We start from the raw sequence: 17,485 nt of genomic DNA on the forward strand, positions 1-17,485 counted from the left end.
CCTCCCGACCCTCCACGTCCACGATCTGATGATACTAATAACAGTATCACTAGAGTCAAGGGCAATTGGCCGAGTGAAGACGATCAATCAGTGCCGCTAAGTAGAGGTGAGGGCGAGCCAGGTGACTAGGTGGACGTCTTCGGGGCGGATTTCGGGGAGGGGGGTGGGGGGTGTGTAGGGCTGTAGGCCTAGGTGGTGGATGGTGTTGAGGATGTTTTGGGCTTGTTGGGTGGGGTCTTCGGCATTGTTGATGGCGGCTTGGAGGGTGCGGATGGTGCGTTCGGGGTAAGGGGCGTTGATGGTGTCTATGGCGCGGTCGAGGTCTTCTTGGGTGAGGTCGGGGGGTGGGTGCTCTCGGAGGATGTCGGCGGCGCGGCGGAGGCGGGGCGGGATTTTGGGTTCGAGGTTGGCTTTGTCGGACATGACGTTCCACTGGGCCACAATGTCGTCTCTTGCTGTTTCCCAGGCGGAGAAGGCGCCTTGGATGGTGGCGTCGTCGAGCTCCCGGTCGGTGCCGAAACCATCGGAGGGGCGAGCCTTGTGGAGGCAGGCCAGGGTTTCGTCGACCACGGGGCTATCGGTATCGGAGCCGGTTTCGACAAAGCGGAAAAGGGGTTTGTTGTGGTCGCCTATTCGAGCGCAGAAGATGTAGCCGGGGCGGCCATCGGGGCTTGCCACGGCCATGCCTGAGCCGGAGCCCCAGGGGAGGGACTTGATCTGGCGGGCCAGGTCGGAGTCTTCAAGGGCTTGACGCAGTTCTTGGCGGAACTCCTCGCCTGACAGGACGCCTCGGGCAGTGCCGCCGCGCTCGAACAACTCGGCGTCCTCGTTGCGGAGGCGGTCGATTTCTTCTTTGGTTTCAGTGAAGTTGATTTCGACTTGGGCAACTTGGTCGGGCAAAACCTCACCAACGCCAATGCTGGCGGCGGCCTGGGCAATCTTCATGTGCAATCGCTTTTCGAGACCGAGCAGATCGTCGAGGCGATCGTCGGGGAACACACAGCGCAGGAACACCTCGGTGTGGTGAGAGCCGATGCGGTCGATGCGGCCGTGGCGTTGAACTAACCGCATCGGGTTCCAGGGCAGGTCGTAGTTGATGATATGGCGGGCCTGCTGGAGGTTCACCCCCTCGGCCAGCACGTCGGTGGCCACCACGATGTCTAACAGGTCGTCATCGGCCCCCTCGGGGGCGTCGGTGGTTTTGGGGGCGAACCCCCACAGCACTCGCTCCTTGCTCCCCGAGCCGGAATTGCCGGCCAGCGAGGCGATGCGACCTCGATAGGGAGCCAGACGCTCGTCGGTTTCAACCGTGGAAACGAGATGCTCGAACACCCAGCCGACGGTGTCGGCGTAGTAACTGAAGATCAACACCTTGCGCCGGTCGCGAACGTCGGCGGGGCCGATTCCCTCAGCGGCGGCCCCTGCGGCGATCTGGGCCAGCTCTTCAACCAAGGCGGTCAGGTTGGGATCGTCGGGACGAGTGACGGTGCGGGCCTCGGCGGCGAATGACCTCAGTAGGGCTCGGTCTCGGTCCACGTATTCCCGCAGATGTTCGACGTCATACAGAGCGGCGTCATCGGACACTCCGACGATGCCCCCTAGGAAGGTGTCGACCTGTTCTTCGTCCTCGTCGGAGTCGGTGGCGATCCAGTCGGCCAGAGCGTCTCCAGTGGCCACCCGGCCGTTGTCAAGCAACGACAAGAAGGCATCGTGGCTCTTGGCCATCCTTTCACAGGTTTCAGCAAAGGCATAGGGCGAAGACTCGAAGCGCTTCAGCAATCCAGATCGCAACAGCCCGGCGAGCTGTTTCTCGTAAGCATCTTCCTCGTGGTCTAAGCGGAACTGCGATGGCGAATACCGAGCCATGGTGAGCACACCGGGATCTTCAACGCTGGCGTCGGGGTCAAGCGCGTGGGCGAACCGGTCGAAGAAACCGGGCATCACCTCGTCGAGGTTGTAGTCCACCTTGTGGACCCGGGGAGTGGGAAAAACGATCTGTTGCTCCCGCCCGCCGACCTTGATGGTGTCGTTGGGGTAGAACCGCTTGACGAACGACCGAGTGCGGCGGACCGCCACCGCGTCGAGCACATCGAACAAATGCTCGGGAGTGAGGTCGTCGGGGTTGAGAGCCATCGCATTGGCGAAGTGGTCGCGTAGCGAGCGGATGCCGGCATCGGCAAACACAGCGTCGTTGCGCAGGAAGTAGCCCAGCAGGTGATACAAGTCCCACAAGCTGTTGTTCACCGGAGTGGCGGTGAGCATCACCAGCTCCTTGGGTGGCGAACCGGCTAGCAGCTGGCGCAGTGCGTGGGCCCGCTGGGTGGCGGGGTTGCGGAGGTTGTGGGCCTCGTCAATCACCACCAAGGCGTATTCGTTGATGGCGGCTCTCAGTTTGATGGCAGTTGTGTGCTCGGGGTTTAGACGACTGTCGGCCATCAGCTCCTCGTAGGACACAAGCTCCACCGCCAACATGTGCTCATGGATGAACGCCGCCCACGGCCCGTCGCGAAGCGTGGCTGGGGTGATCACCAACACCCGCTGACGGCGATCTTGTACCGCCTCCCGGATCAACTCTCCGGCCAAGAACGTCTTGCCCAAGCCGACCTCATCGGCGATCAGCACCCCGTTGCGCTCATCCAAGATGCGCCGGGCCCGCCACAGGCCGTCGGACTGGAAGGAAGTGAGGTGGATCTGCGGTGCGCCCTCAGCAGCGGCCTCGGCTTCCAACTCCTCGCCGTAGAACTCCCACAGCATCCGCAGGTACACGAGCTGAGGGGCGTGGGGCTCAAACCGGGCCTCGAACAGCGAGGCCAAGTCGTATTCCTCAGCTTCGGCCCACAGTTCCTCGAACCAGTCGCGCACCTGGCCCACAACATGGGGCGAGTAATTGCCCAGGTTCAGCTCCAAGTTGGTGGCCAGCCCGGCATAGGTGAAGTTGGACGATCCGGCCACCACCCCGTGGGAGCGGTCCCCAACCAAGAAGGCCTTGCCGTGCAAGAACTGCCCTTCCAAGCGGCGCACTTGAACATTCTCCGAGCGCAGCCACTTCACCAGCCGGCGGGTGGAAGCATCGACCTCAAAGGTGAAACCCAAGTGGTCTCGCTCAACCACAAGGTTCTGCTCATGGCCCTCAAGCGCCTGGCGCAGGCGAGCCCGGATCGCCCGTTGTGGATTGGCCGATTCAGTCCGTAGCGCCCGCCGGCGGCTCTCCGGAGGGGTCGGCTCCGCTCCCAGCAACAGCCGCACGCCAGTGACTTCATCCAGCGAATCGGCCAGCAGCGAGTAGCCGCCCACGTTGAAATAGGCAGTGGCAACGTCCAAACAGGCCCCGCCCACAAACCCGGTTGCGGCATGCGAAATGAACCCGTTCAACGCTCCCGCCACCGTGTCCTGGCCTCGGTTAACGGCCAACTCCGGCTTCTCAACTGCGGTCATGCCAACTCCGTGCTGGCCTCTGAAATAAAAGGGGTTGCAATAGCATGAAAATCCTGTAGGGTTGGGGGCGTGGAAGAGATGGCACCCGTGGAGGTCGAGAAGGGAAATGCCGCTGGTGATGAACCGGTGCCGCCCCATCTTCGGCCTCTGGAGGAAAAGCTGGCCGCAATCGCCGAATTCAGGAAATTCTGCGACGAGAACATCGGCTCAGGCGACGACATCACGTCTGCGTACCTCGAGGAACGGGCAGCCCTGAGGGAGATATACCCCAACACCCTGGTTGACCTAGGGCGCGCCGGGATCATCAAAATGCGGGTCTTCCGCGAAGACGGATCGTCGTACTTCTTGCCTGACGGCGAAGAGGCAGATTCCTGAAATCGAATCGTCCGCCTGTCGTCCTCGACGCATGGCCGATCGTGCGCTATGCGAACGGGGAACCTGCGATTGTGAGGGAACTGGGGGGATTGCTCAGAGGGCCAGTTTCCATCATCGTCTGCAGTATCAATCTGGGTGAGGTCCACTACACATTGGCCCGCCGCAGAGGGTTCGCGACTGCGGACAGCATCTGGGACTTCTTCTGCACTAGCGCCCAAGTCGAAGCGCCCACTTTGGAGGTGACCCGCAGCGCCGCAAGGCTGGTGGTCACCAGCCGCATCCCTTGGGCTGATGCTCATGCTGCGGCCACAGCGATGGCCCACGGGGGCGTGGTGTGGGCGGGAGACAAGCACCTGAACAAGCCCGGTCCTTGGAAACGGCGGGATCTGCGCAAACTGGGCATGTCCCCGCGGGACAGCCGAAAGGAGTAGTTGAGCGCCGCTCATTCAGCGAGCCTTCTGAAGTGGGCGAGGACGGCGGCGTGGCGCTCGGAGTAGTCGACGGTTTCGCTGAAGGTCTCGTAGACCACGGCTAAGTCGTCTTCGTCGAGGCCGTAGAGGTGGGCGACGCAGGCATCGAGCTCGCAGATGAGGTCTTGTTTGGTCGCCTCGTCATTGGCCGACCCCACCGGCACCCCCACCTCGGCTGCCCACTCCCCAAACCGCTCATCCACCGCAGCGAGGCGACCGGCGATTTCGACGACTCGGTCTCGGACTGGGTGTCCCTCCCCAGGGTCGGGGATGGAAGTTCCCATTAGATCGGTAAAGCTGAGGGTCAATTCCATTATCCGGCGAAGCTGCCAGTCAAAGGCCATGGAGGACAAGACACCCAGCAAATAGACCTCGTCGCTGACATTCCCCTTGAGCTGTTCAAAATAGGAGGCGGCTTCTGTGGTCACCCTATGAGGTGGGATGAGAGCGCATACGAAGGTTCGAGTATCGGTTGTCCTGGCTACACGCCTGAAGGTGATCCTCGCCTTCAGGCAAGCAAGCGTCCCGGGGTCCGCCAATCGAGTTTCGTCTAAGTGCGCAAAGGCTGAGGACTTGATCTTGTTCTGCCGAAACCGCTTCTGCTGTAGATGAGAAGTAATACTCGCGGCATCAACGCTGTCGTAGTAGTCGCCAGTATCAGGCTGCCAGAGATTAAAGCTCTTTCCGGCGTAGACAGGCCATATCTCGTTCATGCCTGGTGCTGTCTTGCTGCTAGTCCGTCGTCCTTCAAGAACTGGCTCCTGTCGTTGGTGGAGTCCAATTCGCGCGATGGGCGGAATCGCCATCGTCGTTCACGTACTTTGACCTGTCGTGAGTCGAGTGAAGCTCGGAGACTGGATGGAAGCCCCAAGTCCGTCGTCCCTGATGAAACTCTCTCTGTCGTTGGTCGAGTTGACGTCGCCTTGTACCGGTCGGAAGCTCCAAGGGGGGGGGGGGGGGGGATGAACTTGACCGCGACGGCAGGTCGGCGCCGTCGAAGCGAGGGTGGTTTTTGATCTTGCGCCAGACGCGGAAGGCGGGTCGTGTCGGTATCTGGGGGAAGGCCGCCGTGTTCGACCACCGGGTGAACTCCGATACCGGCACAAGTTCCGGCTTTCCGTCCACCATGGTGCGGAAATGAGCCGGCGAACTCGCCGGGCCGGGGTAGATGGCTACATGCGGCTCATCGGGGTCGCCCTCAAAGCCACCCCCGTGGCTCGGCTCGGGGGCTGAGCTTGCGGACGGCAACGAGCGCGACGGTGTAGCGGCCGTCGACCCCGTCGAAGGCCCACTGCTTGGTGTTGAGGCAGGTGACGACGGAGAAGACCGGGTGACCGCCACCAGCGCCACCGTGTATGAGTTGTGGACCCCCTCGAACACCCAGCCCTTGTGGTTGATGACCGTGGCCACCGATAGCCGCATCGGGCTGGGTACCCCCCCCCCCGCTTAGTTGCGTCATCGATAGGAGCACCGACGATCTCGGTTCGCCAGTTGGCCATGCCAGCGTCAGATACCGCGGACCGAGGCAGCACCATCCCGATCTTGCCCCCTTCTCGGCACAAGGCGAGATTGGCCCAGGAGAACGCTTTGTAGAGGTCGGTTTGCCCTGTCCCGAGGTTCGGGAATGTCGCTCGCAACACCAATTTGAGAGCTTCGGCCCGTTCCCTTTCGCCTTCGAACTCTTCAGCCAGATCTGGCCGCTGTGCCTCCAAGGCATCAATGCGAGCTCGCCGCTTCGCCACCGGCAGCGACCGGACGCCCGGTAGGTGCATCCCCCACCAGACTTCTCGGTCCACAACGACCTTCTCCCACGGGGGATTGCCCAGCAGGCAGTCGAAGCCGCTTCGCTCGGTTCGAGCGAACACTTCGGGCCACACGGTTGGATAGTGGACCGGGGTCATCTGCTCCACCGCGGCACGCACGGCTGGTTGATTGGCCAGAGAAGCCACCTTCTCCGGGCTGAAGTCGAAGTCCTTGTGTATTTCGATGGCCCCCGCCCGCACTGCGGTGGCCACATCGAAAACGGCTTCGGCAGGAATGACAGCCTCACGGGTCTGGGCATGGGCGGTTCGGGCTGCTTCGATCTCGGCCTTGTCTGCGTCGTTGAGCCGCCCGAGCCGAGCCAAGGGCGCTTGGCAGGCTTCCAAGAGACTCTCCAACTGATGGACAAACAGCGATGCCCCGTCCTTGCTCCCCTTCGGCGCAACCGCTGCGGCGGCATCATCCACCGACGCCACTCCCGTGAGGCTGTCGCCTTGGACAAGGTTGTGGTCTAAAAACGAGAGGGGTAGGCCGGGTACGAAGGTGTGGACCCAGATAGCGAGGCGGGCGAGCTCGACGGCGACTCGGTTCTTGTCCACGCCGTAGATGCAGTGGCGGGCCACCTGGCGACGAAGCAGGGAGCCGGATTCGATCGGCACGCCGTCGGCCAGGTCGCCCAGGGCTTCGAGGGCGGTGGTGCGCAAACGGTTCAACTCTGCGGTCACCGCGGCGACGGGGTGGAGGGTGAGCCAAGCCGACAGGCGGGCCTCGATGCGGTCGACGGCGGCCACCAGGAAGTGGGCTGAGCCCATGGCGATGTCGGCGCAGCGGAAATCGAAGAAGGCCTCGGCCACAGCGGCGGCGTCGCCTCGCTCTCGCAGTTCGTCGAGCCGGGCGATGTGGTCATCAAGGGCGGGCTCCAAGGCGTTGTCGAGCAGATGTTCGACGGCGAACGGCTTGGTGAAGTAGGAGCCGGTGGCCTTGCGCACCCCGGAGCGGTTGTGGAAGTACACCGCGCCTGCCTCCACCACCACTTCGTCGTCTAAGGCCGCGGGCACGTACTGTTCTTTGCCCTTGATGGTCTTGATGGCCAGATCGTCTTGGGCCACCGACAGTTTCGACTCCAGCAAGCCCTCGTAGATGGTGCCGAACTCCCGCACGGACAGCGAGCGGAAGTCCACTGGCCCCACCCCCTCGGGGCTCTGGTCCACCAATACCGCGGAGAGAGCGGGGCCGAATTCGGCGTTGGTGAGGCTGATGTGGGCGATGGCCGCTCCAGACGGGCTCACCTCGGGATCGGCGGAGAACAATCCGCCGTTGTAGGCGGGCACCCCCCAGTCGGCATTGCCTTGGTTGACTGCATCCCAAAGCTGGTTCACGTCGTCCCACAGATCGGTGGCCTGCTCGTCATAGTCAGCGCGGCCCAGGCGGCGATCATCGGCCAGCAGCCGGGCTATGTGTGACAGCGAGTGGTCGGCATAGCGCCCATTGGTGCGGTAGGGCAGCAGGTCTTTGTCCTCGGCGTAGGCCACGAACAACAGCCGGAACAAGATCACCATCACCTGCTCGTAGGCATCGGCCAAATCGCTCTCGCCCAAATCGTCGCTGTGTCGATCATGAGACAGCCGAGCGGCTACCGCGTTGGCCAGCGCCGGAACCGTCTGGTGGTACACCCGCTCTCGCAGGCGCACGGCCAGCTCGGCGACGAAATCGGCCGAGTGCTCGAGAATCTGATCGAGGGTGCCGTTATCGGCCAGCGCATCGGCCGAGAACAGCAGGTGCAGGTAGCCGGCTAGCTCGCTGGGAACCAGCGACAGGTTCAGCTCCACGAAGGTCTCGGCCCGACCCTTGCGACCCACGCCAGTGTCGGGACGAGCGGCGTAAAGGCGGATCTCCGACGACCGGGTGAGAATCACCCAGTCGACCCGGTGTTGGTCGGCTAGAGCCAGGGCCCTCGACACCGGGGAGGTGCTGTCGAACCGGTTCGAGGGCGCCTCAAAGGGCTCGTCCTCGTCACAGAACACGGCCACGGCATGGTTGCGGCCGTCGATGGTGAGCATGGAGGCGTTGGTGGCCAGCGTTTGGATATGGAACCCCAAGCCCTCAACCAGTCGTCGGCCCCGACGCCCCAAAAGCGCCAGCGACTTGTGGCTAGCGGTCGGCCAGTCTGTTCGATCGGGTACGCCGGCCCTGAGCTCTTGGGTGGCCAACAGTCCGACGTTGCGGAGTCCGGGGAAGGGCGACTCCAACTCGGGCATGGCCGCCAAGAGGAACCGGGTGGCGGCGTGGTGGCTGGGCTCGCTCAGCGCTACCTCGGCCAGACGCTCTGCCTGCGACACTTCAAGGTCGTGGTGTACCACCGGCGGCTCCCCCACCGGCCCACACAGAGAAACCCGCTGACCCTCAGCAGTGGGATAGAACGCCACCAGCAGCACCGGGCTGGCCCGACCATCCCGCCGTTTCGTCCACCCCTCGCGCAGTTCGGCTGCCCTGGGCTTGCCTGATGCCCGAACCAGCGTCACCTCCAATCCGCTGGGAGCTTCTTGAACGAACACTCCCGCCGGCGTCAGTGATGACGGAAACCCGGATGGCGCCGACCACGTAGTGGGATCCCGGTCTACGAGGAAATCGTCCATCTACCAGCCATTGCCGCTACCCCACTTTGGCCCTCTGGACGTGAAAGGTTATGTCTGATCTGTATCGGTTATACAACTATTCTGTGTGTCCAACCTGAAGATGTTGAGACAATCTGATGAGGTGTGACCGCTTAGGAGGGCCGGTGCTGCCTCCTCAGCGGGTCACAAGATCGAACTGGGACCAAGCCTCAAGGGAGATCATGTGATGAACGAGATTGCCCTCCGACAGCTCATCGGCCGGATGGCCTCTGTGAGCGGCCCCGATGATCACCTCATCGAATGGGCCTCGCGAGCAGGAGAAGACCTGCTCATAGTGCCTGTTCTTCCGAACGACGGTCTCAACGAGTCCATCTCAATCATCCACGGCAAGGGCCTCCGTTCAGGAGTGCTCGTTACGGCCGCTCCACCCCAGAAGAAGAACGAGCTGGTTCTCAGTTGGATTGCTGTCGAGTCTGCAACCAGCCAAGAGGACGGAGACCACCTACCTACAACCCCGTCAACCACGGTTGGAGATCTGCTGCGCATCCTGCAACCAGGGTCATCAATGACCATCCGCTTCGGAAGCGAAGAACTCGTCTTTCAGCCGAACACCTCCCAACAACAGATCACTGACAAACAAGCGGTGAAGTCACTCCGCAAAGCCATCTTGGCCTAACGATTCGTCTGTCGCGAGAACCCGCCGTTCAGTTATGCGTGAACGGGGAACTACCTGACCAATCCGGAGAGGGCGTCGACGTGGTGGTGCCACTCTTTGGGGGTGAGGGCTAGGGGGACTAGGAGGACGTGTTCTAGGCCGGCTTCTGTGTAGGGGGCCAGGGTTTCGGCGACGTGGTTGATGTCGCCGATCACCATTTCTCGGTCGCCGTAGCCGTCGCCTACTACTGACCAGCGGCCGGCGCTGTCGAGGGGGTCGCCGAGTCTTAGTTCCATGTGGATGGAGATTGTGGTGTCTTCGGGGGCGCGGCCGAGGCGGGTTTGTTCGGCTCGAAGGACCTCTAGGCGGTCGGCGAAGACTTCGGGTGGGGCCCAGGTGCCCATCCAGCCGTCGCACCTGGCGGCACGGCGGAGGGCTCCGGGGGATGATCCGCCGATCCAAATGGGGATGGGCGCGGCGGGTTGGGGGTTGATTCGCACGCCGGTGAAGCTGAAGAACTCGCTCTGAAACTCAGTGGCGCCCGACCAGGCGGCCCGCCAGCCGGCGAGGTAGTCGTCCAAGCGCTTAGCCCGGTGCACCATGGGAACGCCGCAGGCCTCGAACTCGGGCTCCAGCCACCCTGCCCCCACCCCGAGGATTGTGCGGCCCGGGGCCAGCCAGTCGAGGGTGGCCCATTGCTTGGCGAACTGCATGGGGTTCCGGTAGGCGGGGATCAGCACCGACGTACCCAGACCCACCCGCTGAGTGTGGGCTGCCACCGCCGACAACAAGGGCACCGGTTCAGGGAAGAACGACGGCATCCCCTCCAGGTCGACCGGCACCGCCACGTGGTCGGCGGTCCAGACGTCGTCGAAGCCGGCGGCCTCGGCCTGCTGGGCAATTTCCACCAGCAGCTCCAGGGAGGCCGCCCTCCCGAGCTGGGGCAGGTGGATGCCCCACTTCATGAGCTCAGGGCCGATTCGATCGAGACCGTATCCATGGCTTGCTCAGTACCGATACCGGGGCCAGGGCGGATGGATCGAATACTCCACCACCCCGTAGCCCCGTTCGCCGGTCTCCAGCACTTCGAAGTCAAAAAACGGCTCGTGGCAGTCCAGTCGCACCTCGGCATCGTTCTCATCCCGCATGAGGCCATTGCGGGTGTGGGCATGCTTGCGGCCGGTGCGCACGGTGAGCACCTCGCCATCGGTGGTCTCGAAGGTCATGTCGAAGGCCATGGCGGTGCGCTGGTCCTCCTCCAAGCGAGGCACGCAGCTGGCCGATCGCAGGGCACGGGTGCCGTCGGCGTCGCCGATCCAGCCCCCCACCGGAGGAGTGTCCGAAGGCAAGGGCTGCGTCGGACTCATCCACCCAAAGGCGTTCAAGTGCCGGTCGGGAAGCTGCACCGACGGCCAGAAGTGCCCCCACGACTCAGCCTGGGTGCGACGATGCCGCACATCCCAGGGCCCGGGCCGCTCGAACCGATGCGTCCAGGAGTGATCCCGATGCGACCAGCACTCAATGGTCCGTCGCTCCCCCGCCCGGGGCCCACCCCGAGACTCGAACTCGCCCCGGCACACCAGGGCCTGCTCGTAGTGGCCGCCATAGCCCTCATAAGCCCCCAGGGGGTTCCCCCCGAAGCAGTCGTTGTAGTCGAACACGCCAAATCGATCCTCGAACACCAGATCGAAGCCGAAGCGGGGGGCATCCAGCTGCCATCGATATCGCGAGAACGGCTCCTCCACGGAGTAGGACACCCGGCCGTCGCCCAGCACGGAGAACTCCAGCTCATCCCCCAGCGGCTGACGAGAACCCCACTGCACCGGCACGCCGTCGATGACGTAGAACGCGCTGGCCCGCACATATCCGTGGGACAGGCTGGCGTGAATGTGGTTGATGCCGTACACATCGGCTTCCCGGTCGCACACCGAGAACCAGAAGTTGTCGCTCCACAGGGCGTCGCTTCCCGGCGGGGGGGTGTGGAGGTACTCGTCGGAGTTGGTGAGGGGCATCGGGGATGACAATAGGCTTTGGGCTCAAATCAGATAAAACAACTGCCATGGGCGAGTTGCCGCTGATCACCCCGATGCCCGCCGTTGCCGACTGCGTGCTCCCCTGGGATGGGCCGGTCAGCGACACCGTGGCGACCATCGGCGCCGCCCGATCCGCATGCGGCGATACCTTCGTGATCGACAGCGGCGACGACCGCTACTTGTTCTTGTTCTCACCGGCCGGCCTGAGGGATTTCTACGCTGTCCCCGAACAACAGGCCAGCAAGGGCATCGCCGACTGGAAGATGCTCATCCGCAAGCTTCCCGACGAACTCTTCGACGGTCGGCGAACCCTGCCCCACGAACTGTTCACCCGGCCCAACGTGTCGGGCTACCTCGAGGCGCTGGAAGAGGCCATCTCGATCCAACTGGCAGAACTGAGTCCGGGCGACGAGATCGATCTGTTCGACTTCACCCGCCGCCTCGGCCACCGCATGGGCCTGGCCAGCTGGGGCGGCCGCGAGATCCTGCGCTCAGACAGATTCGAGGAGCTCATCGAAGCACTGGACTTGCTTGATGGGTCCGAGGCCTTCGTGGCCCCCACCCGGATGCGAGAAGTGGCGCAGTCGGGAAAGGCTGCCGAGTATGCCGCCATGGCCAAAGCCGAGCAGATCCTGGCCGACTCCATAGCCACCCGTCGCCAGCCCGTCGGCGACTTGCTGGACACGATTCTCGAACGTTGGGCCGACGCCCCCGATACCGAGCGGCTGGTCGGCGTGGCCCGGGACGTGATCTTGGTCCACATCGGATCGATGTCCAACCTGTTCGCGGCGCTTGGCTGGTCTCTAGTCCATCTGGTTCAGCATCCCGATGTGCTCGCCCGAGTGCGGGCCGGCCAAGACGATGATCACGACTTGGTGTCGCGTTGCGTGCTGGAATCGACCCGGATCGGCCAGCGATCCATCATGCTTCGCTCGGTGCTCGAACCGGTGGCCATCGATGACGGCTCGCAGATCTACGAGGTTTCCCCCGGTGCCTCGCTGGCAACGTTCCTGCCGCTGACGAACATGGAAGCCGGGCCCGGGTTGGATCGCTACGACCCCGACCGATGGAAGGGCCCCCGCCTGGTGTCGCCCCCGGGGCTGCCCTCCGAGCTGGTCATCACCTTCGGCGTCGGCCCCCACGCCTGCCCGGCCCGGCCCTTCTCGGTCACCGCGATGTCCCGAGTAATTGAGCGACTGTTCGACGCCTACGACCTCGCACCGCTGTTCGATGATCCCAAGCCGCGCCCCGACCAAATCGGGGGTGTGGCCCGTGCTGCGGGATCCTGCCTTGTGGCAGTCGGAGCCCGCTAGGTTCCGTCAGCCAAGTCAGGCTCGCCCACGAGGCGAACCTGGCCGTCGCCCTTCTCAATCTCCCCCACCACGACGGCCCGATGGCCGCCGGTTCGCAGGAGGTCGATGGCCTTGGTGGCGTCTTTGTCTCGCACAATCACCACCATGCCCAATCCGAGATTGAACACCTTGACCATCTCCTCATCGGCCACATCGCCGATGCGCTGCAATTCAGCGAACACCGGAGGCTGCTCCCAGGTGCTGCGGTCAACCACCGCGTCGACTTTCTCGGGTAGCACTCGAGCCAGGTTCCCGCCGATGCCCCCGCCGGTGATGTGGGCGATGGACCGCGCCTCCACCTTGGCCAGCATGGCCTTTATCGCAGGGGCGTAGATCACCGACGGCAACAACAGCTCGTCGGCCACCGAATGGGAGCTCCCCTCCCAGGCGGGGTCATCCAATCCCCGTTTAGCCACCTCGAAATAGAGCCGGCGGGCCAGCGAATAGCCATTGCACCGCAAGCCAGGCGACGGCAGCCCGATCAGCGTGTCGCCGGGGCGCACCTCGGCGCCGGTGATGAGCCGCGACCGCTCCACCACCCCCACCGCAAAGCCGACGAGCTCGAACTCGTCATCAGGCTCACCGCCGGGATGCTCGGCCATCTCCCCGCCGATCAGCGCGCACCCCGCCTGGCGGCAGCCCTCGACTATCCCCACCACCAGCTGCTCGATCCGCTCGGGATCGAGCCTCTGCACCGAGATGTAATCCAACATGAACAGAGGCTCGGCCCCCTGGCACACCAGGTCGTCCACGCACATGGCCACCAGATCAATGCCAATGGTGTTGAACCGACCCGCCGCCGCCGCCACATAGGCCTTTGTTCCCACCCCGTCGGTGGTCGACACCAATACCGGCTTCTTGTACCCGTGGCGGGCGAAATCAAACAGCCCTCCGAAACCGCCGATGTCGCCGATCGCCTCTGGTCGAAATGTCGAGCGCACATGTTCCTTGATGCGCTGCACCGCCTCTTCGCCCGCGGCGATGTCCACCCCCGAGGAGCGGTAAGTCTCACCCATCGCCGGTGGCCCACAAAGAAGGCGCAGGCTCCTCTTCGACGTCGGCGAACGGAACCGCGCGGCGCGGATACGCGATCGAGCCGGGAGGCGCCACCGGCACCTCGACCGGGTAGTCCCCGGTGAGACAGGCGTTGCAGAAACCGGCCCCCACTGCGCCGGTGGCTTCGGTCAATCCGTCCATGTCGATGAACGCCAGCGTGTCGGCCCCGACGTAATCGCACATTTCCGCCACGGTGAGGTGGGCGGCCAAAAGCTCGGTGCGGTCGCCGGTGTCCATGCCGAAGTAGCAGGGCCACCGGTAGGGCGGCGAGCTGATGCGGAGATGAACCTCAGCGGCACCCGCCTCCCGGAGCATGGCAACCAGAGCTCTGGTCGTGGTTCCCCGCACGATGGAGTCGTCCACCACCACCAGCCGGTTGCCCTCGATGCTGTCGCGCAGGGGGTTGAGCTTCATGCGCACCCCCATCGAGCGCATCTGCTGGCTCGGGGCGATGAACGTGCGGCCTATATAGCGATTCTTCACCAGTCCCTGGCCGTAGGGAATGCCGCTGGCCCGGGAGAAGCCCTCGGCGGCGGGCAACCCCGATTCGGGAACGCCCATTACCAGATCGGCCTCCACCGGGGACTGCTCGGCCAGTATCTCGCCCATGCGCACCCGGGCGTGGTGCACACTCTGGCCGTAGATCACCGAGTCGGGCCGAGAGAAGTACACGAACTCGAAAATGCACAGGCGGGGATCCACCCGCTCCTCGGGAAACGGGCGCACCGACCGCACCCCGTCGCCGTTGATCACCACCATCTCTCCCGGCGCCAGCTCCCGCAGGAAATGAGCTCCGACGATGTCGAGTGCAGGGGTCTCCGAGGCCAGCACCCATCCCCTGTCCAGTCGGCCGAGGCACAAGGGGCGGAAGCCGTTGGGGTCACGCACCCCGATCACCCGCTTCTCGTCGGCCAGCACCAGCGAGAATGCTCCCTCCAATCGGGGCAGCACAGCTTGCAAAGCCCGTTCGAGGACCCTGTCTTGGGATCGGGTCGACGAAGACATGGCCGAGATCTCGATGGCCAGCAGTTCGGCAATCAGGTCGCTGTCCGAACCGACCATCCCGGGCAAAATCGAGGTCTCCTCGGCCAGGACCGCGGTATTGGTGAGGTTGCCGTTGTGGCCCAGCACGAACTGGTGGTCGGCAGTGCTGCGAAACACGGGCTGGGCGTTGCGCCACGAACTGGACCCCGCGGTGGAATAGCGGGTGTGGCCGATGCCCAGATGGCCATCGAGGGTGACCAGCGTGCGGTCGTCGAACACGGTGGCCACCAATCCCATGTCTTTGACCACGGTGATGTTCTCGCCATCGCTCACCGCGATACCGGCCGACTCCTGGCCCCGATGCTGCAAGGCGTACAGGGCCAGATAGTTCAGATGGGCGACGGGGTCATGGGGGGCGTAGATGCCGACGACCCCACAGGCCTCCCGAGGAGAGTCGTCCATGAGATCAGACACTGGTCAATTCTGACATGGGCGAGCGCCATCGATCAGCAATCGCGGCCATTTCCAGATCGAGCAGACCCTTGATGGCAAAGCGGTCTCCGGTGGCCAGGCCGATGCGGATAACGGCCACCCCAGAAGCAGCAGCGGCGGCCTCCACTTCGGGAAGCATCTCGGGGTTCACCGCGGCCACCACCCGGGAAGGGGCCTCGCCGAACAACTCGACGTGGTCGTGAATGCGAGCGCCCCGGAATCCCACCCCGGAAATGACAGCCATCTCGGCCAGGGCTACTCCCAGCCCTCCGCTGGACACGTCATGAACCGCCGAGAGCAGATCGTTGGCCACCAAACCGGCCACCAAACCGGCCACTCGTCGATGCTGGTCGTAGTCCAACGCAGGCAGAACACCCCCCTTGTGGCCAGCGGTGGTCGCAGCCCACTGCGACCCCGAAAGCTCAGCGCCTCCCGAGCCCAGAACGATCACCCGGTCGCCGTCGCCCCAGGCCAGGCCGGGAGGAATCCGGGTCAAACTGTCGATCATCCCCAGTAAGCCGATCACCGGCGTAGGGTCGATGTTGTGGCCGACCGACTCGTTGTAGAGGCTCACGTTGCCGCCCACCACCGGAATGCCGAAGGCGTCGCACGCCTCGGCCATCCCGTCCACCGCCTCGGAGAACTGCCACATCACCTCGGGATGCTCAGGATTGCCGAAGTTCAAGCAGTTGACCAGGGCCAACGGGCGAGCACCCACGCAGGCCAGGTTGAGCACAGCCTCCGCCACAGTCATAGCCGTTCCGGCTCGGGGGTCAACCGCACACCAGCGGTGGTTGCCGTCGACGGTCAGGGCCAAACCGCGGCCGGTGTCGGCGCCGGTCGAGGGATGCTTGAGCCGCAGCACGGTGGCGTCGCCGCCCGGGCCGACCACGGTATTGCAAAACAGCATGTGATCGTACTGACGGTAGACCCACGACGGGTCGGCCAGTAGGTCGAGCAGATCGGCGGCCACATCATCGGGCGGCGGCAGATTGTCGGCAGTGTCGGCCCGGGCCTCGTCCCAGCCGGCTGGCGGACGCCGAGGACGGTCATACAGCGGCGCGTCTTCGTGGAGGGAGGCTGCCGGCAGCTCGCCCAACACCGGGCCGTCGAGGCCGTCGCGCACCCGGAGTTGGCCGCCCTCGGTAACCCGGCCCACCACTGATGCCTGCACATCCCAGCGATCGCAGATGGCCAGCACCTCGTCGAGGCCGTCGGGGGCCACGATGGCCAGCATCCGCTCTTGGGACTCGCTGGTGAGTACCTCAAAGGGTTCCATGCCCGGCTCTCGGCGAGGGACGGCGGCAACGTCCACATCCATGCCCATCCCGCCCCGTGATGCAGTCTCGCTGGTGGCGCACGTGAGTCCTGCGCCTCCGAGATCTTGGATGCCCACCACCAGCCCGGCGTCCAAAAGGGCTAGGCAAGCCTCAATGAGCCGCTTTTCCTCAAACGGATCGCCCACCTGCACGCTGGGGCGCTTTTCGGCCTCCTCTTCCTCGTCGCCAAAGGAAGCCGACGCCAGCACGCTCACCCCGCCAATGCCGTCGCGCCCAGTAGACGAGCCCAGCAACACTGCCAAGTTGCCCTCGCCGCTGGCCTGGCCCAGCACGAGCCGATCAGTTGGCATCAAGCCAAGGCACAGAACATTCACCAGCGGATTGCCGGTATAGGTCTCATCGAAAACCGTCTCTCCGCCCACCGTCGGCACTCCCACCGCGTTGCCGTATCCAGAGATGCCCGACACCACCCCTTCGGCGATCCAACGGCTGCGAGGATCATCGGAACGACCGAACCTCAGCGAATCCATCACCGCAATCGGGCGGGCGCCCATGGTGAAGATGTCGCGAAGAATGCCGCCCACTCCGGTGGCCGCCCCCTGATAGGGCTCAATGGCTGACGGATGATTGTGGCTTTCAATACGGATAGCAGCCGCAATGCCATCGCCGACATCGATAACCCCGGCATTTTCTCCCGGGCCGACCAGTACCCACGGCGCCTCCGTAGGCAGTCGGCGCAAATGCAATCGAGAGGACTTGTAGGAGCAGTGCTCCGACCACATCACCGCAAACATCGCCAACTCGAGATGATTGGGCGAGCGATTCAAGATTTCTTGAATGTCGGCAGCTTCTTCGTCGGTCAAACCCAGAGACCTATGAAGTGGTTCGTTCATCTCAAATCACCCGAAGGAAATAGGGGACGCAAACCGAAGCCGCACAAAGGACTGAGTGTCTAGTTTGAATGAGACGGTCGAATA

General features: G+C 63.9%; 12 protein-coding genes. 4 read left to right on the top strand and 8 right to left on the bottom strand.

Annotated elements, in window-relative coordinates; translation table 11 throughout:
• Window positions 1–96: 96 nt before the first annotated feature.
• Window positions 97–3,435, bottom strand: coding sequence for an SNF2-related protein (locus ACOGJC_RS07475; RefSeq protein WP_419847873.1), 3,339 nt, complete (start codon window positions 3,433–3,435; stop codon window positions 97–99).
• 69 nt (window positions 3,436–3,504) lie between these two features.
• Between ACOGJC_RS07475 and ACOGJC_RS07480 the strand changes: the two genes are divergently transcribed.
• Both ACOGJC_RS07480 and ACOGJC_RS07485 read left to right on the top strand, forming a co-directional pair.
• Window positions 3,505–3,810: a hypothetical protein gene (locus ACOGJC_RS07480; RefSeq protein WP_419847874.1), complete on the top strand. Its 306-nt coding sequence runs from the start codon at window positions 3,505–3,507 to the stop codon at window positions 3,808–3,810.
• 71 nt (window positions 3,811–3,881) lie between these two features.
• Window positions 3,882–4,241 carry a PIN domain-containing protein gene (locus ACOGJC_RS07485; protein WP_419847875.1) on the top strand — a complete coding sequence of 120 codons (360 nt, stop codon included), beginning with the start codon at window positions 3,882–3,884 and terminating at the stop codon, window positions 4,239–4,241.
• An 11-nt stretch (window positions 4,242–4,252) separates the two neighbouring features.
• Here the strand turns inward: ACOGJC_RS07485 and ACOGJC_RS07490 are convergent, their stop codons facing one another.
• The gene (locus tag ACOGJC_RS07490; protein WP_419847876.1) at window positions 4,253–4,708 is read right to left on the bottom strand and encodes a hypothetical protein; all 456 of its coding nucleotides are present in this window, start codon (window positions 4,706–4,708) and stop codon (window positions 4,253–4,255) included.
• 744 nt (window positions 4,709–5,452) lie between these two features.
• On the bottom strand, window positions 5,453–8,677 hold the full coding sequence (locus tag ACOGJC_RS07495) for an Eco57I restriction-modification methylase domain-containing protein (RefSeq protein WP_419847877.1): 3,225 nt from the start codon (window positions 8,675–8,677) through the stop codon (window positions 5,453–5,455).
• 205 nt (window positions 8,678–8,882) lie between these two features.
• Here ACOGJC_RS07495 and ACOGJC_RS07500 point away from each other — a divergent pair, with 205 nt between their 5' ends.
• Entirely contained in the window at window positions 8,883–9,332 is a 450-nt protein-coding gene (locus ACOGJC_RS07500; protein WP_419847878.1) for a hypothetical protein, read from the top strand.
• Between the two features lie 50 nt (window positions 9,333–9,382).
• On the opposite strand, the gene ACOGJC_RS07505 is transcribed toward ACOGJC_RS07500, so the two are convergent.
• Window positions 9,383–10,276: a TIGR03619 family F420-dependent LLM class oxidoreductase gene (locus ACOGJC_RS07505; protein ID WP_419847879.1), complete on the bottom strand. Its 894-nt coding sequence runs from the start codon at window positions 10,274–10,276 to the stop codon at window positions 9,383–9,385.
• Window positions 10,277–10,318: 42 nt separating this feature from the next.
• The gene (locus ACOGJC_RS07510) at window positions 10,319–11,323 is read right to left on the bottom strand and encodes a hypothetical protein (RefSeq protein ID WP_419847880.1); all 1,005 of its coding nucleotides are present in this window, start codon (window positions 11,321–11,323) and stop codon (window positions 10,319–10,321) included.
• A gap of 47 nt (window positions 11,324–11,370) precedes the next feature.
• On the opposite strand from ACOGJC_RS07510, the gene ACOGJC_RS07515 reads away from it, so the two are divergent.
• Window positions 11,371–12,657, top strand: a complete 1,287-nt coding sequence (locus ACOGJC_RS07515; protein WP_419847881.1) for a cytochrome P450 — start codon at window positions 11,371–11,373, stop codon at window positions 12,655–12,657.
• Here the strand turns inward: ACOGJC_RS07515 and purM are convergent.
• Genes purM through purL form a run of 3 tightly spaced genes read right to left on the bottom strand, consistent with a single transcriptional unit; the run spans window position 12,654 to window position 17,401 of the window.
• Complete coding sequence (gene purM / locus ACOGJC_RS07520) at window positions 12,654–13,712, bottom strand: phosphoribosylformylglycinamidine cyclo-ligase (protein ID WP_419847882.1); 1,059 nt, start codon at window positions 13,710–13,712, stop codon at window positions 12,654–12,656. The genes ACOGJC_RS07515 and purM overlap by 4 nt on opposite strands.
• Window positions 13,705–15,210 carry an amidophosphoribosyltransferase gene (purF, locus tag ACOGJC_RS07525; protein ID WP_419847883.1) on the bottom strand — a complete coding sequence of 502 codons (1,506 nt, stop codon included), beginning with the start codon at window positions 15,208–15,210 and terminating at the stop codon, window positions 13,705–13,707. The genes purM and purF overlap by 8 nt, the downstream gene beginning before the upstream one ends.
• Window positions 15,203–17,401, bottom strand: coding sequence for a phosphoribosylformylglycinamidine synthase subunit PurL (gene purL / locus ACOGJC_RS07530; RefSeq protein WP_419847884.1), 2,199 nt, complete (start codon window positions 17,399–17,401; stop codon window positions 15,203–15,205). The genes purF and purL overlap by 8 nt, the downstream gene beginning before the upstream one ends.
• Window positions 17,402–17,485: the final 84 nt, after the last annotated feature.

The organism is Candidatus Poriferisocius sp. (assembly GCF_965204015.1).
Lineage (GTDB): Bacteria > Actinomycetota > Acidimicrobiia > Acidimicrobiales > Bin134 > Poriferisocius.